Below are 21,958 nucleotides of genomic sequence, written 5' to 3' on the forward strand. Positions count from 1 at the left end.
TTGATCTAGTGGCTATTGGTTTGCTGTTCTTCCTAAGAACCCCCAACAACCCCCAATAGTTTTGAAATGAGAGTGATGTTTTTAAACACGGCTAAATCTTTTGGAGTGATGCGTTGGCACAATTACTGACATTGGACGATAACGAAGTGCATATCTGGCGTACTGATATTTGCCAGCTGAGCCCTGAGTTGGTGGCGTCTTATTTGCCGTTAATGTCCGAGCAGGAGCAGCAGCGCAACCGCCGTTTTCGCTCTGAACAGTCGCGTGTTGCCGATATGATTACCCGCGTTTTTGCCAGAACGGTTCTGTCGCATTATGCCGATATTGAGCCGGCTGATTGGACTTTTAGTCAAGGTGAGCACGGCAAGCCTGAAGTGAGCAACCAAGGTATCAAGTTGCGTTTTAATCTGAGTCATAGCTCAAAGATGGTGGCCTGTGCCGTCAGTCGCAGCCATGCTATAGGTCTGGATATTGAATATATCAAACGTAAAAATGATGTATTGGCGATTGCCGACCGTTATTTTTCCAAGCTGGAATTAAATGCATTATTTTCACTGCCTGTCGACCAGCAGCAAGACCGTTTTTTTGATTATTGGACATTGAAAGAAGCTTATATAAAAGCCGATGGTCGCGGTATAAGTCTGGGTTTGGGTAATTTTAGTTTTGCTATTGAAAATGCCGACACTATATCCATCAGTTTTTCAGACAGGATTCAGCAAGATCCAACGGCTTGGCAGTTCCGATTAGTATATCCCGACCCCGATCATTGTATGGCCCTGGCTGTTCAAGGCCATCAGCAGGATTTGCTAGTCCGTCAATTTGAAACAGTTCCGTTGAAGCCTAAGTCTAGCTGCTAAAGCAGTCGTTTATCTCAAAACATATATATTTAGTGCGTTCAAAAAAAGTAAAAGATAATGCATTTGAGCCCAGTAATATCGGTTAAAAGCAGATATCTTTCGCCATAAATAAGCTTAAATATCCTCACTTTTAGCGTCTTTCATCTTTTTTCTTCCCCTTATTTTTCTAACGTTTAATTTTAGTGACATAAAGCTTCCATGAAATTTCAATCAGTCTGAAATATCTCAACCTTTTAATAAGACCCTAAGCATTATAGTTGGTATCAGCAGTTTTACGCTTTGTCATAAAGCTGAGTTATTGAGTTTTCAGAACGGCTTAATAGTAGAAATAGCTATGTATGGCAGAGTTTCAAATAAGTGATTCGTCATTTTTTATCATCATAATGTCATGGGCATGTTGGTGATTAGCTAGCTTAAGTAGGGGTTTTAATGAAAAAGTTATTTTTCACCCCCAGCGCGATGGTTATTGACCCGAGTGAGTAACATGGCGCGGGTTAGAGCGCAGTTGGTGGCGGTATGGTAGTTAGTGAAACTGACACCCCGGCGCGCTAAATCGGCAATCGCAGGGGTGTTGATTTCACTGCCATAGGGAGAAATATCGGTAAACCCCAAGTCATCGACTGGGGTCATAGATTATTACTCTTCTGAGAGTTTGCGCGATGCGAATAACAAAAGACTGGCGACGATCACTTCGAAAGCAATCATATGCGCAACAAAAGCGGCATCGTGCAACAACCAGGAGAGTATCCTAGCTACAGCGGCAATTCCCAACAGCATAATCGAGGGATAAAACCAAACCCGATTTCCGGAGATAAGTGCGATAAAAAGACAGAAACTCACCGTTAGGAAAAAAGCGGTCATATCGCCAATCAGAGAACTGCGACCTACACCCTCGAGAATGGGCATGCCCAGGCCAGCCGCTGCACTTGCTGGATCTACAATCCATTTAATTCCACTTAGGGTGAAGAATATTGCAATTAATGCAACTAAAATTTTCAGTGCTTTTTTCATTGTATGGTTTTCCCCAATTAAATTTTATGCTTATAGGTTTTCAAAACTCAACCACTAAATAATAAAGTCTTACCCCAAACTTTATTGGCATTTATTATGCCAGTTTACCATTGTGGAGGGTACCCCCACGAATGCTCTTCAGTTATTTTGTCCCGACCCCGGTCATCATATGGCGCTGGCTGTTGAAAATAATCAGCAGGATTTGATTATCCGTCAGTTTGATAAAGTCGATTTAGTCTAGTGTTAAAAAGTACAGCCGATCCTGAACAAGCTGCCGCATAGGCTGTTTCACTATTAGTTGATCTGATTGTCATAAAACCTTCATCAAGCTTTCATCTGTTTGCAATATATTAATGCTTAATTGCTAGAAGTCCGATCTTTGTCGGGCAGGTATTGCGCTAGCTTGCTTTCGCAATACTCATCCCATCGGTAATTCAATCAATACAAGGAAGATATTATGCAGACTCAAGGTCAATCTTTATTGAGTTCATTGGTACTGGCGTTTTTTATCACCCAATACGCTGTCGCCGGTGATATTAAGCAGCAGTTTACGCCCTCTAACCTCAGCGATCAGACCAGAATAAGTATGGACTTTGGTCAAATAGCGTCGTTTTCCAAACCGAAAAGTATGACCGGAAAAAATGTCCAGAAGAAGGAGTTGGTCAATTCTGTCAGTGCAATTTATTGGTGTGCTAAACAGGTGTTCAAGGGCAATTTCTCGGAATGTTTTTTTTGGCCGCCCGGATCTAGGCCGTTTAAGCCTTATTAATCGCTATGCCTCAATGGTTGTTGCGCTAGCTTGCTTTTCGCAATACCCAATCCATTAGTAATTCAATCAATACAAGGAAGATATTATGCAGACTCAAGGTAAATCTTTGTTTAGTTCGTTGGTACTGGCGTTTTTTATCAATCAATACGCTGTCGCCGATGATATTAGGCAACAGCCTACGGCCTTTTACCATGGCGATTGGGCGGCAATAAATTTGGATTTTGGTCGAATAGGGCCGTTTTCCAAACAGAAAATTATGACTAAAAAAAATGTCTCGCAGTGGATGTTGATCAGTCCTTTCGGTGCATTTCTTTGGTGTACTCAAAAGGCGTTCGAGGGGAAGTTCTCGGAATGTATGGATTGGCCGCCTGGGTCTGGGCGTAGGCGTTAGCATAGTGGTTTTTTAAATTGTCATCTGACTGATATGTCGATTTAGGTTTAGTTTTGGCTCCTCTGTGTCGCTATTTTCAATATCGGAGGAGTCACCTAAATTTGCAGTTAATAAAGACCTTTGCCATCAAGTAGCATCCGCTTTTAATCTAAAGATGAGCGATTGAGTTTTCTGGCTGTATGTCAGCCAACGGTTTATCCAACGCGTTGTTTTAATCTCGAAGTTTGTTGGCTTTGCTTATGCACTTCAATAGCTGTTGCAATTTCCTCCGGCCATTTTAGCCGCTTAACATCGTCAAATAATACTTCTGCCAAAGGATACTGTCGGCGTAAATACCCCAGCCATTGTTTAACCCGATTGCCGACATATCGACGTTGATACGCCGCTTCAGTGACGATACAAAACTGCGCTAACAATTCAACTACCATCAACCAGTCCATAGCGGTATTGGCCTGCTGCTTCTGTGCGGCAGTAATTTGTTTGGCCAGATCGGGACAGGCAAGGATGCCGCGTCCCAGCATAATATCGGCGCAGCCACTTTGTTTGATGCATTGGCGATAATCTTCTACCGACCAAATCTCTCCATTGGCAATAACCGGAATAGGGCTGTTGGCACTAATAGCTTGAATTGCCGACCAATAGGCTGGTGGTTTATAACCGTCCTGTTTGGTCCGCGCATGAATGGTCAGTTCGCCGGCATTGGCAGCAAAAACAGCCTGACAGACATCGCCCAATAAACTGCGGTCTTCAAATCCCAAGCGAATTTTTGCAGTGACGGGGATGTTATCCGGTACCGCTGTTCTAACGGCATCAATAATTGCATAAACACGGTCGGGTTCTTTGAGCAGTACCGAGCCGCCATCGCTGCGATTGACCTGTTTAGCGGGGCAGCCAAAGTTGATATCAATACCGGGCGCGCCCAGTGCAGCCGCTCGCGCTGCATTTATTGCCATGGGTTCGGGCTGGCCGCCTAGCAGTTGGAGATAAACCGGCACCCCGCTGGGGGTCAGGCCATTGTTGTGTAATTCTGGGCAGTAGCGGTAAAAGGTTCTCGCCGGCAGCTTGGCGGTGGTGACCCTGACAAATTCAGTGACGCAGCGATCAAGGCCGCCCACGGCGGTGAGCATGGTGCGCATGGTGTGATCAACAACACCTTCCATGGGGGCTAGCATAATTCGCATAATGATTGGCTTCGGTAACAGTGGCTTTGATAACAGTGGCGCGATTATACGTCGCTTGCGCCACAGCGCGAACAGTTGCTCAGTATAGAGCGATAACTCACTGATTATAAAGCTGTTGTTGCTTTGTTGATGGTGTCTATTAAAAGCGCTACTTATTGCCTAAAGGTGGGATAACCTGTAAATTATCCGTCTCCGTCTATTCCGGCTACCTTGGCTGGTGATGTTGCCCTTTATAATGACAATCAGATTAAACATGGGAGCAGACAATGCAGGACAATTTTATGCAGCAGGGCATTGAGTTAATGCTCTACGGCATGGGTACGGTGTTTACCTTTCTGGTATTGCTGATTATTGCTACAACCTTGATGTCAGCGCTATTGCTGCGTTATGCCAAGCCTATGTCTATATCCAATGCCAATGCGCCGGCAGGCAAACCCGTGGCAGGCCCAAACGACGATCGCTTGGTGGCTGTTATCAGTGCCGCTATTCATCAGTATCGTTCGCGTAAATAGTAATGCAGTGATTAATTCTAAAGACTAATTTTCCACGCTAAGGTTTATGGTAATGAGTGACAACAAAAAGCCCCTAGGTATTACCGATGTTGTACTTCGCGATGCGCATCAATCACTGTTTGCAACCCGCCTGCGGTTGGACGATATGCTGCCTATTGCTGAAAAACTGGATCAGGTCGGCTTCTGGTCGCTGGAATCCTGGGGTGGGGCCACCTTTGATGCCTGTATTCGTTATTTGGGTGAAGACCCTTGGGAGCGTATCCGCGAATTAAAGAAAGCGATGCCGAATACGCCGCAGCAAATGTTATTCCGTGGCCAGAATATTTTGGGCTACCGTCATTACGCTGATGATGTGGTTGATCGTTTTGTTGAGCGCGCTGCGGTTAACGGTGTTGATGTATTTCGCGTGTTTGATGCGATGAATGATCCGCGCAATTTGGCAACGGCAATTAAAGCGGTGCGCAAAGTGGGCAAGCATGCTCAGGGCACTATCTCCTATACCCTAAGCCCAGTGCATAATATTGATGGCTGGGTTGAGCTGTCGAAAAATATCGAATCGATGGGCGCTGATTCTATTGCGATTAAAGATATGGCCGGTTTGTTAAAGCCTTATGTCGCTTTTGAGTTAGTCAGCCGGTTGAAAAAAACATTAACTATTCCGGTGCATATGCAGTGTCATGCCACCACAGGTTTATCAACCGCAACGGCATTAAAGGCGATTGAAGCGGGTATTGATAATGTCGATACCTCGATCTCTTCAATGAGTATGACTTATGGTCATTCCCCCACCGAATCGGTGGTGGCAATGCTACAAGATACTGATCGCGATACCGGTCTTGATATTAGCTTGCTGGAAGAAATTGCCGCTTACTTTCGTGATGTGCGGAAAAAGTACGCCAAGTTTGAAGGCTCTTTACGCGGGGTGGATTCGCGTATTCTGGTGGCGCAAGTGCCCGGCGGTATGTTGACCAATATGGAAAACCAGCTTAAAGATCAGGGCGCAGCCGATAAGTTGGATGATGTTTTGGCCGAGATTCCCAAGGTGCGCAAGGACCTCGGTTATATTCCGCTAGTCACCCCTACCTCACAGATTGTCGGCACACAGGCGGTGATGAATGTGATGTTTGGCGAGCGTTATAAATCGATTTCCAAAGAAACCGCGGGTGTTTTAAAAGGCGAATATGGCGCCACACCGGCACCGGTCAATACCGAGTTGCAAGCCCGCGTTCTGGATGGTGCAGAGGCGATTACTTGTCGTCCTGCCGATTTATTGGTATCAGAAGTCGACAAGCTGACTGCTGATCTGCAGGCCATTGCCAGCGAAAAAGAGATTACGCTAGCCGCCGGCGAGAATGAAATTGATGATGTATTAACTTACGCCTTATTTCCCGAGATCGGCCTGAAATTTTTACAGAACCGAAATAATCCGGATGCCTTTGAGCCGGTACCTACCGGTGAAGAAGTCGTTACCACTGCCGCACCGGCTACGGGTGATGCCGAGGTCTATACCGTTGCTGTTGACGGCCAGAGCTATGTGGTGCAAGTGGCCGAAGGTGGTGATATTACTCATATGACTCCGGTCGCGGCTGCTGCACCGGCTACGGCGCCGGCTGTTGGCGGTGGCGAGCCGGTGGTTGCGCCGCTGGCCGGTAATATCTTTAAGGTCAATGTAGCCGCTGGCGAGCATGTACAGCAGGGTGATGTGATTATTATTCTTGAAGCCATGAAAATGGAAACCGAAGTGCGCGCTGCAACATCGGGCGCGGTAACCAGTGTCACTGTCAAAGAGGGCGATACGGTCTCTGTTGGCGACGTGTTGTTAAATATCGCCTAACAGGAATTATTGCTGTATGGAAAAATTATTAGCGCTTTGGACCGACTCGGGACTTTATCAAATCGCGCCCGGCCAGTTCGTTATGATTCTGGTGGGGCTGTTATTGTTATACCTCGCCATCAACCGTGGTTTTGAGCCGCTATTATTAGTCCCGATTGGTTTTGGTGGTATTCTGGCCAATATTCCCGGTGCCGGTTTGGCCTTTTCCGCAGTCGAGAATGCGATCTATTCTGCTGAGCCGGAAGTCCTGCAAGCTTTGGCTACTGCCTTACAAGTCACCAGCTGGGAAACCGGTAAGGATATTTTCCACGCCTATGAAGCTGCTAGCGCCAGTTTGCATCTGTTAACGGTGCAAACCGCTGCTGATCTTGGCTTTAACAATGGCATGCTCTACAACTTTTATACCGTGGCCATTGCCAGTGGTGTTGCCCCGTTGATTATCTTTATGGGGGTGGGCGCCATGACCGATTTTGGCCCTTTGCTGGCCAATCCCAAAACCTTATTACTGGGTGCCGCTGCTCAGTTTGGTATCTTCGCTACCGTGCTGGGCGCGGTCGGCTTAACCGCGCTGGGTTTGATGGATTTTTCCCTCGCCGATGCCGCTGCTATTGGTATTATCGGCGGTGCCGATGGCCCAACCGCTATTTATGTAGCCAGCCTGTTAGCGCCTGATTTGCTGGGTGCGATTGCGGTGGCAGCTTATTCTTATATGGCATTGGTGCCGATGATTCAGCCGCCCATTATGAAAGCCTTAACCACAGAACAAGAGCGCCAGATTGTGATGGTGCAGTTACGCCCTGTGTCCAAGGTTGAAAAAATTTGCTTTCCATTGGTGCTACTTATCTTAGTGGCTTTGGTATTACCCTCAGCGGCACCTCTATTGGGTATGTTTTGCCTAGGTAATCTAATGCGTGAATGTGGCGTGGTGGATCGTCTGAGTGATACAACCCAGAATGCGCTGATCAATATCACGACTATCTTTCTAGGCCTGTCAGTGGGTTCCAAGCTGAGTGCAGATAAATTTCTGGATTTGAATACCTTGGGTATTTTACTACTGGGTATGGTGGCTTTCGGTATCGGAACGGCCTGTGGCGTGTTGATGGCCAAGTTGATGAATCGACTTTCCAGTACGCCGATCAATCCTTTGATTGGTTCCGCCGGTGTTTCAGCGGTACCAATGGCGGCCAGAGTGTCAAATAAAGTGGGGTTGGATGCCAATCCGCAAAACTTCTTGCTGATGCATGCCATGGGGCCGAATGTGGCTGGGGTTATTGGTTCGGCGGTTGCTGCTGGGGTGATGATTAGTCTGGTTGGCTAGTGTTTGTCGAGGCTATCCAGGTTGCCTGGGTTGCCTAGGTTGCCGTGGTTAGAATCATTATTCAATGCATAGAAGTGCTCGGCACCTGTCCGGTTCAGATCCCGTCGATCGTCAGTCTTGCGTCTGCGCCTATGCTTTAGGTCCAGCCTTGGATTTTGACGTTGATCCTTGCCTGTGCGTCGATCCAGGCCAGTGCGTCTATTGATAAAAATTCTCTTACTCATAATGTTTAATACTGTTTAGATAAGACAAATTCTTCTCGGTTTTTTTCTGCTTTTGTACTATCTTTGTAGTGTAGTTTCAGGGACACATTGATGACATATAAGGATGTTACTGTTGTTCTCCACTGGCAATCAGGGCGGAAAAAGATAAAACACTGTTTGCCAAGAGGTAGAGTAATTCTAAGTGATGACTCGGCGTTTTCCAGTGAAGTGTGAATAATACGGTTAATTGTTGCCACTGAGCGGGTGTTAGTCTTCCTATCAACTTGTATGCCTCATATAATGCCCTCCTAATAGTAATAAATTTGAGGTGATAGATTGACCCTAGAACAGGTGGCGGCCAGAGTGACCCTATTTGGGCAACAGCTTATTGAGTTGGCCAGAACTGTGCCTGTGCAATCGATCAATAAGGCCGTCTGTGGGGCGCTGATACTGTGGCTGTTATTTGCCTTGGTCCAGTTAGCGGGCGTTTTTTTTAGTCGTGATGCTATTCCTGATGATACCGATAAGCCCTCAGCGGAGGGTTCTGTGCTGCGGACCGGTGATGATCTCGATATAAGCCAATTGCAGTCGATTAACCTGTTTGGTGAAGTCGGTGCGGTATCGGCGCCACAAACCGAGATCAAGCCGGCTACAGTAGCCGATGATATAGCGTTAAATGCCGTTAAAACCAAATTGAATCTGACCCTAAAAGGCATCGTCTATTCGCCGGATGATGGCGAGTCACTCGCGGTTATTGTTTTTCAAAATAAACAGGATCGATACTATATCGGTGACCGATTACCAACCGGCAATAAAGTGAGTTTGACTAGGGTGATGCCTGACCATGTGATTTTAGATAACAATGGTCGCTATGAGTCCCTGTGGTTATATGACCAAGAGAAACCGTTGGCTACCACCAGCCAGGCGTCCAGCGCTAAAGCCAAGCAAAAAATATTAACGGATAATCGCAGCAGTGCCGGAATCACCAAGCTTGCCAAGGGCTATCGCGACCGTTTGTATAAAAACCCGACCTCACTAGCGCAAGTGTTACAGATATCACCCGCGCAAAAAGATGGCAAAATGTTAGGGTATCGCGTCAAGCCCGGCAGTGATCGCAAACAGTTTGCCCAGTTGGGGTTTAAAACTAATGATATTGTTACCAGTATTAATGGTATTGAATTAGATGAGCCCTCCAAAGCATTAGAAATTTATAAATTGATGCGGACAGCATCAGAGGCCGCCTTTGTGGTCAACCGTAATGGCGCTTCAGTTGAAGTGTTAGTATCCTTGGGCGATTAGTAAAAGTTATATTGGCTGTAGTAATAAATTTAATAAACAGGCGAATAAGGAAGAAATTTATGAGGTTATTTCAACGGGGATTGAAAACCGCAAAGCTGTCAGTAATGTTGGTCTTATTGGTTGCCGTTAGCGCGATAGCTACAGCGCAAACGGCGCCGACTGCTACCGTTCAAACCGAGCAGACTTGGACGGTAAATTTTAAAGACACTGATATCCATGAGCTTATTCGCTTTGTTGCCAAGGCAACGAAAAAAACCATTATTATCGATCCCAAAGTTAAAGGTAAAGTGCAGGTAATTTCTGCCAAACCGGTGACAAGCGAAGAACTTTACCAGTTATTTTTATCGATTCTGGAAGTGCAGGGTTTTGCGGCGGTTGAATCTGGTGATATCACCCGTATTATTCCCACCCAGAATGCCAGAACCGCGCCTGTCGAAGTTAACACCGGAGATGATTTAAATATCAGCAGTAAAATCATTACTCAGGTTATTCAGTTACAAAATATTTCAGCGGCCAAATTGATTCCGGTGCTGCGTCCTTTGGCGCCACAGCAGGCCCATATGGCGGCTTATGCACCCAGTAATGCGATTATCATTTCTGATACCGAAGCCAATATCAACCGCATTAAAACAGTGATAAAAAGTATTGATTTATCCGCGGTACAAAAAACCGATATTGTGGCGCTAGAATATGCTTCAGCGGAAGAAGTGGTAAAAATGCTGGAGCAGCTAAAAAAATCGAACTCATCTAAAAATCAAGCTGAAACCAAAAAAATCGTATTAGTGGCGGATAAACGAACTAATAGCGTTTTGGTTAGTGGCGATGAACTTGAGCGCCAGCGGGTTAAATCATTAATTGCCCATCTCGATACCCCGTTAGCACAAAGCGGTACCATGAAAGTGGTCTACCTTGAATATGCCGTGGCCAAAGATCTTGCCGGTGTGTTGACCAAGGTTGTGCAAAATATGGAGCGGATGAATCATAAGAATGACAAAGTCAGAGGTAATCAAAAAGCTACCGCCACCATTGAGGCTGATGAAGGCACCAACTCACTGATTGTCACCGCTGAAGCTGACATTATGCAACCGTTATTATCTGTGGTTAAGCGTTTGGATATTCGTCGCGCGCAAGTTTTGGTTGAAGCGATTATTGTAGAGATGAGCGATAACGATGGTCGTGAATTGGGTGTGGAGTGGCTATTCCAAAATGATAGCGGTGCCTATACGTCTTCTAATCAATCTGGGCTGGGGGCTGCTATTGTCGGCGCTGCTTTTGGAACCGATAAAGATGGTAATGTTATCAGCATTGATCAAACACCCGGTATTGCTCAAGTGTTAGGCACTAGGCCGGGACAAGTCTTGGGCTTGGGTCGACTTAAAGATGATTATAGTTTTAATGTGGTGATCAATGCATTAAAGAAAAATCAGGAAGCCAATATTCTTTCAACACCGTCATTACTAACGCTGGATAATGAAGAGGCATCAATTAGCGTTGGTGAAAATATTCCTTTTGTGACTGGTTCTTATACCTCGACAGGGAATTCCACTACCCCCGATAATCCCTTCCAGACGGTTCAACGCGAGACCGTCGGTATTACTTTAAAAATCACTCCACAGATTAATGAAGGCGACTCATTGGTGTTGGCGATCTCACAGGAGGTGTCCAGCGTTACCGAAGATAGGGTGGCGCTTAACAGCAACCTTATTACCAAAGAGAGAAAAATAAATACCAAAGTGCTGGCAGATAATGGTCAGGTCATTGTTCTCGGCGGTTTGATTCAAGATGATGTTACTGAGCAGGTTCAGAAGGTGCCGCTATTGGGCGACATACCCATTATCGGTGGATTATTTAGAAATACCTCCACCAAAATTGATAAAAAACATTTATTAATTTTTATTCGCCCTACCATTGTTCGTGATAAGCGTGCTATGGACCATGCCACCGCGCAAAAATACAGTTTGATTCGCGCACAGCAGTTAGAGGAAATTGAAGAAGGTGTCAGTCTTATTGATGATAAAGCCTTGCCCTTGCTGCCAGAGTGGCGCGAGCAGTTGGAGGAGCTACGGAGTATTCAAAACAAGGAAGCAGAGGCAGCAGAGAAATGAGACTAGGTCTTTCCGCTGGTAAAGGAGCGCATCATGGATAATGCCGAGGCGATGATTACAGACCAAAACCCAGACGATGACGTTAGTCGATCTCAGCTATTGCCGTTTACTTTTGCTCAGAGCCATGGCGTTTTTTTGCAATATGATAATGAACAGCCGCATATTTATTATCGCAGCGGACTAAAGCTTGCCACTTTGCTTGAACTGCGTCGTTCCTTAGGCCAGACTTTTTTGACTACTGAATTATCCGAGGCCGCCTTTCAGCAGCGCTTAACCCGAGCCTACCAAAAAGACAATAACGAAGCGGTCCAAGTAGCCGAGGATATGGGGTCGGATATCGACCTTGCTCGTTTAGCCGATGAAATTCCCGATACCGCCGACTTAATGGATGCCGACGATGACGCACCGGTGATTCGTTTAATTAACGCCGTATTATCACAAGCAGTGCGAGAGCAAGCGTCCGATATTCATATCGAAACCTTTGAAGATAAACTGACGGTGCGTTTTCGTATCGACGGCATTCTGACTGAAGTGTTGTCGCCAAAACGTATGTTGGCGCCGTTATTAGTTTCCCGTTTAAAGGTAATGGCGAAATTAGATATTGCTGAAAAGCGGGTGCCGCAAGACGGCCGTATTTCCATTCGCTTGGCCGGCCATGCGGTGGATATTCGTGTTTCAACGATTCCATCGGCTCATGGTGAGCGCGTTGTCCTTCGTCTGTTAGATAAACAGGCGGGGCAGTTGCATCTCGACCAATTGCAAATGAACGAGCACACCCATAACGCTTATATTAAAGCCCTGCATAAACCCCACGGTATTATTTTGGTTACCGGTCCAACCGGTTCTGGTAAAACCACCACCTTGTATGCCGGCCTAACCCATATCAATCAAAGCAGTCGTAATATTCTCACTATTGAAGATCCGGTGGAATATTTATTGCCGGGCATTGGTCAGACGCAGGTGAACACCAAAGTCGATATGACCTTTGCCAGAGGTCTGCGTGCGATCTTACGTCAAGATCCCGATGTAGTTATGGTCGGTGAGATACGGGATGCCGAAACCGCAGAAATTGCCGTGCAAGCGAGCTTAACCGGTCATCTAGTGTTATCTACTTTACACACCAATACCGCCGCCGGTGCAATTACCCGTTTGCAAGATATGGGCGTGGAACCTTTTCTATTATCGTCCAGTGTGGTTGCCGTATTGGCGCAGCGTCTGGTCAGAGTATTATGTGATCACTGCAAAGAGGGTCATTCTGCCAGCGAGGGAGAGTTAGCCTTGCTGGGTATGTCCGGCACCTCAGACGATATCACAGTCTACCGCGCCAGCGGTTGCGATCATTGCAATCATAGCGGCTATAAAGGCCGTACCGGTATTTATGAAATGATAGACATTGATGATCAGTTGCGGGCGTTAATCTATCAGGGAGCTGGTGAGCAAGAAATACTTGCCGAAGCGCGCAAGCGTGCCGGAGGAATTTTAGATGATGGACGCCGCCGAGTGCTGGCAGGCGAAACAACGGTTGAAGAGGTGTTGCGGGTAACCGCAGCCTAAGGCTGGACTCACCATGTCAGCATTCAGTTATAAAGCATTTGATAGCAATGGCAAAATGGTCAAGGGCGTTATTGAGGGTGACTCGGAGCGTCAGGTCAGAAGTCAGTTGCGACAGCGGCAATTAAAACCCATAGCGGTTACCGAATCAGCAGAAAAAATTACCAAGCCCCGTGCAGGATTGAATCTTCAAGGTTTATTTAAACCGCGCATCAGTCAGGCTGATTTGTGTTTGATTACTCGGCAGATGGCAACGCTGGTACAGTCCGGTATGCCGGTGGATGAAGTGCTTACCGCAACAGCACAGCAAGCCAGAAAGCAGCGGATCAAAAGTTTAATGCTGCAGGTGCGCGCCCGAGTATTGGAAGGACATAGTCTGGCCTATGCGCTGGGTGACTTCCCACAAATTTTTAATGAAATGTATTGTTCTATGGTCAAGGCTGGCGAGACAGCGGGTTTTTTGGGCACTGTCTTGGAGCAGTTGGCCGATTACACAGAAAACAGTCAGCACACCGCGCAAAAATTAAAAGGCGCGATGATTTACCCAATTATTTTAACGCTGCTTTCAGTGGCCGTTATCGGCGTGTTAATGATTTTTGTCGTCCCTGATTTGGTTGGTATGTTTAATCATACTAACCAGGAATTACCCGCCTTAACCAAAATAGTCATAGCCACCAGTGAATTCTTTTCTAAACAATGGTGGTTGCTGATTGTTAAGCTTATTATTTTGATACTGGCTTGGCGGCGATTATTGAGAAATCCACAGCGTCGTATGGCCTGGCATCGTTTGATATTAAAGCTACCGTTTATATCCGGCTTTGTAATAGCGATGGATACCGCTCGCTTTGCTTCGACCCTGAGTATATTAACCTCCAGTGGTGTGCCGTTGTTGGATGGCTTGCGAATAGCCGGAGCAGTGTTAACCAACCTGCGCCTGCGAGCAGCGAGTCAACAGGTAGCGATTACTGTGCAAGAAGGTGGTAGCTTGTATCGGGCGCTGGATCAGGCGGAGGTTTTTCCACCGATGATGGTACATATGGTGGCCAGTGGTGAAGCCAGTGGTGAACTGGAAAGTATGCTGGCAAGGTCGGCGCTCACCCAGCAGCGTGAGCTAGATATGAATCTGGATAATTTAATGGGCGTGTTTGAACCAATGATGATTCTGGTAATGGCAGCCGTTGTTTGCACGATTGTATTTGCCATTTTATTACCGATTATCCAAATGAATAATTTAGTGGCGTAGTTTTTAGACCAAGCTTTAAATTCAGGTTTTAATGTTAAGTGTTAACCCAAATCCTTAAATTAGGTGATAGTAAAAGATGATAAAGACGCAATCAGGTTTTAGTTTGATCGAAATAATGGTGGTATTGGTCATTATTGGTTTATTGGTCAGTGTCGTGGCCCCCAATGTGTTGGATCAGGCCGATGATGCTCGAGTGCAAAAAGTCAAAGCGGATTTTAGTGCGATTGATACCTCGCTTAGTCTGTATCGCCTAAATAATTTTACCTATCCAACCAGTGATCAGGGCTTAGAGGCTCTGGTGGAAAAACCAACCGTTGATCCTATTCCTAACAACTGGAAAAAAGGCGGCTATCTAAAAGCGTTGCCGTTAGATCCATGGGGGCGTCCCTATTTGTATCTAAGCCCCGCCGAGTTTAGCGATGATGATTATGATCTTTATAGCTTGGGTGCCGATGGTGTTACCGGTGGTGAAGGCCAAAATGCCGATATTGGCAGCTGGATGAAAAACGGTGGTGACAACGAATAAATTGAGTGCCAATAAAACTCGAATAATGCCAAATCAGGGTTTTAGCCTGATCGAGTTATTAATCGTTCTGCTGATTATTGCTTTAGGTTTTAGCTTTGCCAATTTTAATGTGGGCGGTAATGAAAGCTATCGTTTACTGAGTGAGGCCAAGCAGTTTGCCAACAGCTCAGCCTTGATTGCCGAAGAAGCTATCCTTAGTAATAGTCAGTGGGGGGTGGATATTTATCGTCAACCGGCTGATAACAATACTGGGGACACAGCGGAACAATATGGCTATCGCTGGTTAGTACGAAATAAAGCTGGTGATTGGGCGTTGGCCGATGGCACTAACAGTGCGGTGGATTTTTTATTTTCCCCAGGCATTAACGTCAAACTGCAGTTGGAAGGCTCGGAACAGGAGGTCAAAATTTTACCCAAACGAACCATTGTCCAGCAGGCCAGTGTGTTTGATAAACAGCAGGGCATCGTCGAGCAATTAACGGATACTGAAAAGGGGCCGCCCCTGCTACCGGCCTTATGGTTGCTTTCCAGTGGTGAAATCAGTGCTTTTCAGATGACTTTATACGATGCGCAAAACCCGGATAATCAGGTTGTTGTCAAAGGTGACGAGCTCGGTCGAATTAAAGTAGTCACAGGGTTAGAGGACGATGAATAAAGCCATCCGCAGAGCGTTTAATCAATCCCATGGCTTTACTTTGGTTGAAGTTATGGTGGCGTTGATTATTGTGGCGGTGACCGTTTCTTCGTTGCTGTTCCAAATAATGAGCACGATTAACAGTACGGCCTATTTGCGGATGCAGACTGTTGCCCACTGGGTGGCATTAAATCAGCTAGAACTGGTTTATTTAGAAAATAGCAAAAGTAATCGATTAATCACCGATCAGCGCTCGGGTACTGAAAAGATGGCGGGCAAACAATGGTTTTGGCGTATTAAACCCATTAAAACGGAAAATAATAATTTTCTTCAAGTGGTGGTATCTGTCTATAGTGATGAAGATGATCAGGAATCTTCGATTGTTAGCGTTACCGGTTTAATAGATCGTTATCATCGGCCGTTATGAAGCGATCCTTGATGAGCATTAAGCCATTGGCGGGTTTCACTTTAATCGAAGTGATGCTGGCGATGTTAATTACCGCCTTTGTGGCGATGCTGGCTTACAGTGGGTTAAGTACCGCCATAATCGCTGCTGAAGGGCATGAGGAGCAAGCACAGCAAATTGCTGATATACAGCTGCCATTAGCTGTTTTAGAACGGGATATTCGCAATGCCGTAGCCAGACCGATTAGCAATGAGTATGACATGGTTGAAGGTGCATTAATCGGTGGTGCGCTAAGTCATTATCCTCTGACATTAACGCGCCGGGGATGGCACAACCCACGGGAATTGCCGCGCGGTGAATTGCAGCGAGTTCGCTATGTTTTAGAAGAGGATAAACTGTGGCGAGAAAGCTGGTCGGTACTGGATCGCAAGTCGGAATACCAAGGCCAACAGCGCAGCTTATTATTAACAGGGGTGATTAAACTGGAATTAGCGTTTTTAAATGCCGGTTCAGTTAACGCCTCGTCAAGCCCATTGGGTGGTGAGTGGATAAATAATTGGGATGATACTGGAAGCCTGCCACTGGCCGTGGAGATAAAATTTGAGCTGGAAAATTTTGGCGAGGTGAGACGTGTTATCAGTATCGCCCAGCCATAAATCCAAGCAACAGGGTGCCGCGCTAATACTGGCACTGGTTGTGGTGGTGATAGTCACATTATTGGCGACAACGTTAAAAAGTGATTTTCTGGTTACCTTAAAACGGGTAGAAAATCAGTTGCATGGTAAGCAGGCGTTTGCTTATATGGTGGGTGTAGAAGGTATTGCGCGAGAAGTGTTGCAAACGGATTTGGTGGATGGCCCCAATAAAGATCATCGCAGTGAAGGCTGGTTAAACAAGACCATAGAGTATCCGACAGAGTGGGGTGCAATCGCCGGCACTTTATGTGATTTGCAGGGGCGCTTTAACCTTAATAGCTTGTCGGATAACAAAAACGCGACGGCTGGTTTTACCCCAGCACAGGAAAGATTTATTCGCTTATTACAGACGCTGGAGTTAGCCGAACCGATTGACCAATCGCAGGCAGAATATATTGCCAGTGCCGTTTCAGACTGGGTGGACAGTGATAGCAATGTCCGGCCTGAAGGTGGTGCAGAAGATGGCTACTATGCTGATTTAGAGCTGCCTTATAAACCGGCTAATAGAGCGTTTAACAGTGTGTCTGAATTGCGTTGGGTTAAGGGGATAACACCGCAGATATACCAAGCGCTTGCGCCCTATGTAACAGCGTTAGACGATAGTGCCAAGCTTAATGTCAATACCGCAGAGGCTACCGTACTGCGTGCCATTAATGTTGCCGGCGATCGCCAGGCTTTGTCGGAATTGGACGCAGAGCTTTTAATTGAACAGCGTGATGGTGATATAACGGCGGATTTTACCCAACATAAAACGGGTTATGACAAACTGAAAGACTTTACCACTGCACATCCGGCCTCAAAATTGAGTGACAGTGGTTTGGCGATAAAAAGCGAGTATTTTTTACTAAAAACAGAGAGTATTTTTTTGACCAGAGCATTCACTTTATACAGCGTATTACACCGTCGGCAAGATGGTAGTATTAAAACCATTGCCAGAGGCCAGTCTGGGTTTGGTGAATGTATGGCTGAATCGGTGAGTGAAAACTTAGTCATAGACAATAACTAAACAGGCAAATAGTCATCGTGAATTCGATAATACTGATAAAACCATGTGGTATTGATAACTACGAGTGGTTGGTAGCCGGCAATAATGCTACGGCTGCTCCCGAATTAATGGTAGGTGATAGTGAGCGTTTGCAAGCGCAGTGCAATCAAACCAACACCGTCACGCTGTTAGCCCATGCCGAAAATATCAGCCTAAAAACCGTGGCATTCGAACGCCATGAACGTAAGTTACTTCGCCAGACTATTCCCTATTCGTTAGAAGACGATTGCATCGATAATATTGAAGAGCAGCATATTGCCTTGGGGAATATGGCAGAAAGCGTTGTCCCCGTGGCGATTATCAAACGCGATATTCTGGATCAGAGTCTTGCCGAGGCCCTACCAGAAACTCTTGAAATCAATCAGCTAGTGTCAGAATTATTTTATATCCCTTTGCGCAATAACAGCTGGAGTGTTGTTGTTGATGGAGATCGCTGGTTAGTGCGTTCGGCACAATATGAAGGTTTTGCTCTGGAGATGGATGCTGCAACCTTTGCCTTGCAGTTAATGCTGGATGAAGCAGATCAATTACCTGAGCAAGTGATAATCTATTGCCAGCAAGCACAACAAGATGCAGTAGCGGCACAATTGCCGGAGCTATTACGGGGTATCGCTACTTGGCAATATCAGGATTACTGGTCAGTGATTGCAGCGGGTTTAAGCCAGTACCAAGCAACGCCGGACTCCATCAATCTACTGCAGGGTGACTACGCTCCCAGTCTGCCATGGAAGCGGTGGTGGCAAACATGGAAAGTGGCAACAGTCTTGTTAGCTGCAGCAATAATATTCCAATTGCTTGGGTCCTACACCCAGCTTTCGGTACTGGAACAAAATAATCTGGAATTGCGTACAGAAATAGAGCAGGTTTATCGCTCGGTTATCCCGCGTGGCGCCGTGATGGATCCGGAAAGACAATTGCGTCGCAAAGTGGCTGCGCTGAAAGGTGCTTCTGGTGAAGGTTTTGTTGCAATGTTGAGTCAAATTGGTCCGGTACTCAATGCAGTTAACGGTTTAAGTTTGCAAAGCTTAAACTACAACGAGAAACAATCGGAAGTGCGTATCACTATTTTAGCGTCGGACTTTAATGATGTAGAAACGGCTCGTGCCAATTTAGCAAAGCTCGGTTTAAAGGCTGAATTAACCGGCAGCAATGCCGAGGGTGGAAAAACCCGTGCCAGACTTCGGATAAGGGGTTAACACTATGCAGCAATGGTTTAATAATTTACGTCGTCAGGAGCAGCTTGTATTGCTGTTTGGCGGTTTTGTGGTTTTGATGTATCTGTTGTTTGTGATGATTTTTGCGCCGTTATCAGCCTCGGTGTCAAACTTGCAACAACAAAATCAACAGGCGACAAAAAGTCTGCTTGCTGTTAAGGCATTGGCAGAAGAATATCAATCGCTGCAAAAGTCAGGTGTTGACAATACCGGTTCAAAACAAAATCTTACCCGCTTGATCGATACCACGGTAAAAGCCAATCAGCTGACAATGAATCGTTTTCAACCCTCTTCGTCTGGTGATGTGCAAGTAAGATTTGAAAATGCTGTCTTTAATCATGTTATCGCTTGGATCAGCACTATGGAAAATGACCATGGTATATCAGTTAAAGATCTTTCTATCACCCCGGGTATGGCTACCGGTTTGGTCAATGTGTCCGTGCGGCTGCGGCAGGGTATTTAATCGGTGAAAGCTTTTTTGATTGCTTTGATGTTAGTTGTGGTTGGCGCTGGGTTAGCGATTGCCAATGCACCTGCTTCACTAATACCACTGGCTTTGGATGAATTAGAAAAACGCCAACTACTGGCGCCCAACCTGCCCGCCATAGCGTTAACCGACCTTGAAGGCACGGTTTGGCAGGGGCAGGCCAATCAGGCTGTTATCACAATTGATGGGGAGGCGATCCTTTTAGGTGTCCTGTCATGGGAGTTTGAACCTCTGTCATTGTTAGATCGTACGGCTGTTGTCCATGTTAAAGCCGATGCGCCAGAGCATCATCTGCAGGCCACTGTCATTGCCAGCGCCACTGATCCCATCACCATTAATAATCTGGAAGGACGATTGCCAATCAGTTTATTGGAGCCTTGGGTTCCAATGCTGGTGAAAGGCGATATTGTTTTTGTATTTGACCATATTATTGCTGACCAGCAACTACTCGCTATTGATGGTTTGCTCAATGCGGAATCTATAGTTTGGTTGGGCGGCAACTATGAGATGCCGTTAGGCAGCTATATGATGCAAGTCTTCCTGCAAGATAATCAGGTTCATATTGATATCAATGATTTTAATGCCGACCTGGGCATGTCAGGTGTTTTAATTATCAATCCGGTTAATGGTGAATATCAATTGGATGCCGTATTGCAAGCAAGACCAGAATTAGCGCCGGAGGTCACAGCATCGATCGCTTGGTTTGGCAAGCGCAATAAGCAGGGCGATATTGTATTGAAAAATCGCGGTCGGCTTTGATCGTGATGGCGCTATGTTCGGTGATTATGCTAGAACTGGACTAATCAGGAAGAGCAAAGCTTTTCATTACATCAGCGACTGACTCAACCGACTGTATATTGCTTAATCCTTTGCCGGCCTGCCAAAATTTTACATCATCACTAAATGCAGTTTTGCTGTAATTACGAACACCCTTGCTCATTAACCACATCCTCGCATACTTTTTTAAACGCGGATTTCGCAACATAAAATTGATAACGGGACCAGTTTGCAAGCCGCCTTTCATAATATCGTCAGTCTTTATCACCGAAGAGTTATTACCGGCTATTTTATTGGTCCAAACAATATCATCTTCCGAATGATCAACGATCGCTTGTTTATAGGAGTCAGTAATTTTGCATTCGTGGGTGGCTAAAAAACGGGTTCCTAGTTGGACGCCGGCATAGCCCATTTGTAAAGCCTGTTCGAAATCTTTGGCATTACCGATACCACCTGCGCATATCAATGGAATATCAATATCATGCAACTCCTCCATAAACTGCTCTGCGGATTGAATACCTGTCTGGCCACCACCACGCCAATTAATGCAATTAAGTCCGTCAACACCAGAGTCGCGCATGGCCAGCGCCACCTTTTTATTGGGTACATCATGATATACCTTGATGCCATGTTCCTTGGCCGTTTTAAGCACTGAATCCGGTTTGCCGAGAGAAGTTAGAAAAAACTTAACTCCTTCCTCAATGGATATGTGCATCCATTCTTTCATCTGCTCATGGTATTTTTTATTGGCCCCGCCAAAAATGGTGAAGTTAACACCAAACGGCCTATCCGTTAGTTGCTTGATCAACTGAAGTCCTTCACGAAAATCATGACCATAAAGTGAGGTTAAAGTCACCGGTTGCACTATACCAAGTCCGCCACTGTCAGAAACGGCTGCTATTAGCTCAGGATTTGATCCTGGATACATTGGACCGCAGATAACAGGAGTTTTGGCGCCGGTATCTGCTAAGAATTGTTTAACATTTTGGTTCATAAGGTAGTCTTCCTAAATATAATTTTTTTTATCAGCATGCAGTTAAAGCAGGAATGATAGCTTGCAGTGGCTAGCGGCGCGCGGCAATTAATTGCATCAAAGTGGTCCAAACCTTGTCCGGTGAAAAAGATACCATGCAGTCGGCTGTTGTCTTGTCTACGCCATCTTTTGTGCAGCGTCTGCCGTAACAGGGTGCACAGCCAAAACTTTTTGTATCTGCAATCATATGTGCCTGATTTCGACCCACAGTGCCAACTAATTGATCGCTGGTAGGGCCATAAAAACTCACCGTCGGTAAACCTAACATCGCCGCTAAATGGCAAAGCCCAGTATCACAAGTCACTACACCGGCGGCTTTACTTATTATGCCACCGATATGCGAGAGTGACAACTTTGGCAGTGCTGTCGCATTGCTATAGTGTTCTGCAAGACGCTTTGCTCTGGCCAGTTCTTCATCGTTGCCGCAGGGAAGTAGCACCTTATAATCGTTATCTGCCGCTTGCTTAATCAGGCTATGCCAATGTGATTCCGGCCATAGCTTGGTGGTCCAGCTGGCATTGTGAACAAAAAATAAAAAACGCTCAGGTAATTCAATTGTCGGCGGCTGCATCAGACTGCGGTCAATGCCGTAATCTGGTAAAGTTTGCGGCAGTTCGTAACCAATTGCTTTGGAAAATAATAGTCTTTGCTTGGCAATTGCATGTAGAGATTGATCGGCATCATGTTGATAGCGATAGGCCCAGTGGGCCGGTTTTTCACGAATGCTCTGTTTGCTCAGGCCGTGAACTTTGCCTCGACGCAGGCAGGCAATAACAGCGCTTTTAATATTGTTTTGTGCATCCAGAATAACGTCATAATCAGCATCATTAAGCTGTTGGTAGAAGCTGCTTAATTGCCCGCCAAATA

The 21,958-nt window shown here is 45.9% G+C and carries 24 protein-coding genes; 19 read left to right on the forward strand and 5 right to left on the reverse strand.

Translation table 11 applies throughout. From position 1 onward, the window contains the following. The first annotated feature begins 113 nt into the window (after positions 1 to 113). Positions 114 to 857 (forward strand): 4'-phosphopantetheinyl transferase superfamily protein, encoded by a 744-nt coding sequence (locus tag AACP44_RS04335; RefSeq protein WP_339339250.1) that lies wholly within the window; start codon positions 114 to 116, stop codon positions 855 to 857. 438 nt (positions 858 to 1,295) lie between these two features. Here AACP44_RS04335 and AACP44_RS04340 read toward each other — a convergent pair whose 3' ends face one another. Both AACP44_RS04340 and AACP44_RS04345 read right to left on the reverse strand, forming a co-directional pair. Then, positions 1,296 to 1,487 (reverse strand): sulfatase-like hydrolase/transferase, encoded by a 192-nt coding sequence (locus tag AACP44_RS04340; protein ID WP_339339251.1) that lies wholly within the window; start codon positions 1,485 to 1,487, stop codon positions 1,296 to 1,298. 6 nt (positions 1,488 to 1,493) lie between these two features. After that, entirely contained in the window at positions 1,494 to 1,868 is a 375-nt protein-coding gene (locus tag AACP44_RS04345; protein WP_339339252.1) for a hypothetical protein, read from the reverse strand. A gap of 112 nt (positions 1,869 to 1,980) precedes the next feature. Here AACP44_RS04345 and AACP44_RS04350 point away from each other — a divergent pair, with 112 nt between their 5' ends. From AACP44_RS04350 to AACP44_RS04360, 3 genes are all read left to right on the forward strand, one after another. After that, the gene (locus tag AACP44_RS04350; RefSeq protein ID WP_339339253.1) at positions 1,981 to 2,109 is read left to right on the forward strand and encodes a hypothetical protein; all 129 of its coding nucleotides are present in this window, start codon (positions 1,981 to 1,983) and stop codon (positions 2,107 to 2,109) included. A gap of 216 nt (positions 2,110 to 2,325) precedes the next feature. Next, positions 2,326 to 2,637 (forward strand): hypothetical protein, encoded by a 312-nt coding sequence (locus tag AACP44_RS04355; protein ID WP_339339254.1) that lies wholly within the window; start codon positions 2,326 to 2,328, stop codon positions 2,635 to 2,637. 85 nt (positions 2,638 to 2,722) lie between these two features. Continuing rightward, positions 2,723 to 3,028 (forward strand): hypothetical protein, encoded by a 306-nt coding sequence (locus AACP44_RS04360; protein ID WP_339339255.1) that lies wholly within the window; start codon positions 2,723 to 2,725, stop codon positions 3,026 to 3,028. A 194-nt stretch (positions 3,029 to 3,222) separates the two neighbouring features. Here AACP44_RS04360 and AACP44_RS04365 read toward each other — a convergent pair whose 3' ends face one another. Next, on the reverse strand, positions 3,223 to 4,209 hold the full coding sequence (locus AACP44_RS04365; protein ID WP_339339256.1) for a tRNA-dihydrouridine synthase: 987 nt from the start codon (positions 4,207 to 4,209) through the stop codon (positions 3,223 to 3,225). 266 nt (positions 4,210 to 4,475) lie between these two features. Here AACP44_RS04365 and AACP44_RS04370 point away from each other — a divergent pair, with 266 nt between their 5' ends. From AACP44_RS04370 to gspN, 15 genes are all read left to right on the forward strand, one after another. Next, a complete protein-coding gene (locus AACP44_RS04370; RefSeq protein ID WP_339339257.1) occupies positions 4,476 to 4,721 on the forward strand; it encodes an OadG family protein in 246 nt (81 codons plus the stop codon). Positions 4,722 to 4,773: 52 nt separating this feature from the next. Continuing rightward, positions 4,774 to 6,555, forward strand: coding sequence for a sodium-extruding oxaloacetate decarboxylase subunit alpha (gene oadA, locus AACP44_RS04375; RefSeq protein ID WP_339339258.1), 1,782 nt, complete (start codon positions 4,774 to 4,776; stop codon positions 6,553 to 6,555). A 16-nt stretch (positions 6,556 to 6,571) separates the two neighbouring features. Then, positions 6,572 to 7,873: a sodium ion-translocating decarboxylase subunit beta gene (locus tag AACP44_RS04380; protein ID WP_339339259.1), complete on the forward strand. Its 1,302-nt coding sequence runs from the start codon at positions 6,572 to 6,574 to the stop codon at positions 7,871 to 7,873. A gap of 539 nt (positions 7,874 to 8,412) precedes the next feature. Then, positions 8,413 to 9,375: a type II secretion system protein GspC gene (gspC, locus tag AACP44_RS04385; protein WP_339339260.1), complete on the forward strand. Its 963-nt coding sequence runs from the start codon at positions 8,413 to 8,415 to the stop codon at positions 9,373 to 9,375. A 104-nt stretch (positions 9,376 to 9,479) separates the two neighbouring features. Beyond that, complete coding sequence (gene gspD, locus AACP44_RS04390; protein ID WP_339339261.1) at positions 9,480 to 11,480, forward strand: type II secretion system secretin GspD; 2,001 nt, start codon at positions 9,480 to 9,482, stop codon at positions 11,478 to 11,480. 51 nt (positions 11,481 to 11,531) lie between these two features. Next, on the forward strand, positions 11,532 to 13,034 hold the full coding sequence (gene gspE / locus AACP44_RS04395) for a type II secretion system ATPase GspE (RefSeq protein ID WP_339339273.1): 1,503 nt from the start codon (positions 11,532 to 11,534) through the stop codon (positions 13,032 to 13,034). Between the two features lie 13 nt (positions 13,035 to 13,047). Further along, entirely contained in the window at positions 13,048 to 14,274 is a 1,227-nt protein-coding gene (gene gspF, locus AACP44_RS04400; protein WP_339339262.1) for a type II secretion system inner membrane protein GspF, read from the forward strand. Between the two features lie 76 nt (positions 14,275 to 14,350). Beyond that, positions 14,351 to 14,800, forward strand: coding sequence for a type II secretion system major pseudopilin GspG (gene gspG / locus AACP44_RS04405; RefSeq protein WP_339339263.1), 450 nt, complete (start codon positions 14,351 to 14,353; stop codon positions 14,798 to 14,800). Next, on the forward strand, positions 14,787 to 15,455 hold the full coding sequence (locus tag AACP44_RS04410; RefSeq protein WP_339339264.1) for a prepilin-type N-terminal cleavage/methylation domain-containing protein: 669 nt from the start codon (positions 14,787 to 14,789) through the stop codon (positions 15,453 to 15,455). The genes gspG and AACP44_RS04410 overlap by 14 nt, the downstream gene beginning before the upstream one ends. After that, positions 15,448 to 15,861 (forward strand): type II secretion system minor pseudopilin GspI, encoded by a 414-nt coding sequence (gene gspI, locus AACP44_RS04415; RefSeq protein ID WP_339339265.1) that lies wholly within the window; start codon positions 15,448 to 15,450, stop codon positions 15,859 to 15,861. Before AACP44_RS04410 ends, gspI begins: the two co-directional genes overlap by 8 nt. 11 nt (positions 15,862 to 15,872) lie before the next feature. Beyond that, positions 15,873 to 16,496 carry a type II secretion system minor pseudopilin GspJ gene (gspJ, locus tag AACP44_RS04420; protein WP_339339266.1) on the forward strand — a complete coding sequence of 208 codons (624 nt, stop codon included), beginning with the start codon at positions 15,873 to 15,875 and terminating at the stop codon, positions 16,494 to 16,496. After that, positions 16,471 to 17,541: a type II secretion system minor pseudopilin GspK gene (gspK, locus tag AACP44_RS04425; protein WP_339339267.1), complete on the forward strand. Its 1,071-nt coding sequence runs from the start codon at positions 16,471 to 16,473 to the stop codon at positions 17,539 to 17,541. Before gspJ ends, gspK begins: the two co-directional genes overlap by 26 nt. A gap of 17 nt (positions 17,542 to 17,558) precedes the next feature. Then, positions 17,559 to 18,776 (forward strand): type II secretion system protein GspL, encoded by a 1,218-nt coding sequence (gspL, locus tag AACP44_RS04430; RefSeq protein WP_339339268.1) that lies wholly within the window; start codon positions 17,559 to 17,561, stop codon positions 18,774 to 18,776. A 4-nt stretch (positions 18,777 to 18,780) separates the two neighbouring features. Continuing rightward, positions 18,781 to 19,257 (forward strand): type II secretion system protein M, encoded by a 477-nt coding sequence (locus tag AACP44_RS04435; protein WP_339339269.1) that lies wholly within the window; start codon positions 18,781 to 18,783, stop codon positions 19,255 to 19,257. Positions 19,258 to 19,260: 3 nt separating this feature from the next. Continuing rightward, on the forward strand, positions 19,261 to 20,040 hold the full coding sequence (gene gspN / locus AACP44_RS04440; RefSeq protein WP_339339270.1) for a type II secretion system protein N: 780 nt from the start codon (positions 19,261 to 19,263) through the stop codon (positions 20,038 to 20,040). 40 nt (positions 20,041 to 20,080) lie between these two features. Here the strand turns inward: gspN and AACP44_RS04445 are convergent, their stop codons facing one another. Together AACP44_RS04445 and waaC are read right to left on the reverse strand one after the other, a co-directional pair. Beyond that, entirely contained in the window at positions 20,081 to 21,052 is a 972-nt protein-coding gene (locus AACP44_RS04445; RefSeq protein ID WP_339339271.1) for a nitronate monooxygenase, read from the reverse strand. Between the two features lie 70 nt (positions 21,053 to 21,122). After that, the coding region (gene waaC, locus AACP44_RS04450) for a lipopolysaccharide heptosyltransferase I (protein WP_339339272.1) at positions 21,123 to 21,958 on the reverse strand (836 nt) is incomplete at its 5' end.

It is taken from the genome of uncultured Oceanicoccus sp. (assembly GCF_963968385.1).
Lineage (GTDB): Bacteria > Pseudomonadota > Gammaproteobacteria > Pseudomonadales > Dasaniaceae > Oceanicoccus.

Coding starts and splice junctions, on each gene's coding strand:
- AACP44_RS04340 (WP_339339251.1), bottom strand. CDS start 1,487: ATGACCCCAGTCGATGACTTGGGGTTTACCGATATTTCTCCCTATGGC.
- AACP44_RS04345 (WP_339339252.1), bottom strand. CDS start 1,868: ATGAAAAAAGCACTGAAAATTTTAGTTGCATTAATTGCAATATTCTTC.
- AACP44_RS04355 (WP_339339254.1), top strand. CDS start 2,326: ATGCAGACTCAAGGTCAATCTTTATTGAGTTCATTGGTACTGGCGTTT.
- AACP44_RS04360 (WP_339339255.1), top strand. CDS start 2,723: ATGCAGACTCAAGGTAAATCTTTGTTTAGTTCGTTGGTACTGGCGTTT.
- AACP44_RS04365 (WP_339339256.1), bottom strand. CDS start 4,209: ATGCGAATTATGCTAGCCCCCATGGAAGGTGTTGTTGATCACACCATG.
- AACP44_RS04370 (WP_339339257.1), top strand. CDS start 4,476: ATGCAGGACAATTTTATGCAGCAGGGCATTGAGTTAATGCTCTACGGC.
- oadA (WP_339339258.1), top strand. CDS start 4,774: ATGAGTGACAACAAAAAGCCCCTAGGTATTACCGATGTTGTACTTCGC.
- AACP44_RS04380 (WP_339339259.1), top strand. CDS start 6,572: ATGGAAAAATTATTAGCGCTTTGGACCGACTCGGGACTTTATCAAATC.
- gspD (WP_339339261.1), top strand. CDS start 9,480: ATGTTGGTCTTATTGGTTGCCGTTAGCGCGATAGCTACAGCGCAAACG.
- gspE (WP_339339273.1), top strand. CDS start 11,532: ATGATTACAGACCAAAACCCAGACGATGACGTTAGTCGATCTCAGCTA.
- gspF (WP_339339262.1), top strand. CDS start 13,048: ATGTCAGCATTCAGTTATAAAGCATTTGATAGCAATGGCAAAATGGTC.
- gspG (WP_339339263.1), top strand. CDS start 14,351: ATGATAAAGACGCAATCAGGTTTTAGTTTGATCGAAATAATGGTGGTA.
- gspI (WP_339339265.1), top strand. CDS start 15,448: ATGAATAAAGCCATCCGCAGAGCGTTTAATCAATCCCATGGCTTTACT.
- gspJ (WP_339339266.1), top strand. CDS start 15,873: ATGAGCATTAAGCCATTGGCGGGTTTCACTTTAATCGAAGTGATGCTG.
- AACP44_RS04435 (WP_339339269.1), top strand. CDS start 18,781: ATGCAGCAATGGTTTAATAATTTACGTCGTCAGGAGCAGCTTGTATTG.
- AACP44_RS04445 (WP_339339271.1), bottom strand. CDS start 21,052: ATGAACCAAAATGTTAAACAATTCTTAGCAGATACCGGCGCCAAAACT.